The sequence below is a fragment of the Parachitinimonas caeni genome (assembly GCF_030129945.1).
Lineage (GTDB): Bacteria > Pseudomonadota > Gammaproteobacteria > Burkholderiales > Chitinimonadaceae > Parachitinimonas > Parachitinimonas caeni.
In genome coordinates this window covers 1-363 of sequence record NZ_JARRAF010000224.1, presented here as the reverse complement: position 1 = coordinate 363, position 363 = coordinate 1, and the positions used below count along the sequence as shown (strand labels likewise).

Annotated in this window: 1 protein-coding gene; it reads left to right on the top strand. The window is 61.2% G+C overall.

Annotated elements, in window-relative coordinates; genetic code table 11:
- The coding region (locus PZA18_RS24420) for a hypothetical protein (protein ID WP_284103484.1) at positions 1-363 on the top strand (363 nt) is incomplete at both ends.

Here is a 363-nt window from a genome sequence, read left to right as displayed (position 1 = left end):
GGCATCGACACCTTGCTGAGTAACCTGTTCAGCGCCGTCGATGCTGGCGAACACTACGAATACAACGTCCGGGGTGAGCGGGTATTGACCCAGACCGGCGTTGGCGGTCGCAGCGAAGTCGATTTCAACGCCTTTGGCGAAGTACAGCAGACCCGCGTCCTGCAAAGCGACAACCGCAAGCGCGTGACCACTTTCAGTTACGACGCGCGCGGCCTGTTGCGCGACAGCGTGGTCGATGGCACCCAAAGCCAGCTCACCCACACCGACTACGATGCCTTTGGCCGTGCCATCAAAGTCACCAGCCCCGGCCAGGTTGTCCAGCAGCAAAGTTACGACCGCTTGGGCCGCATCATCACCGTCAGC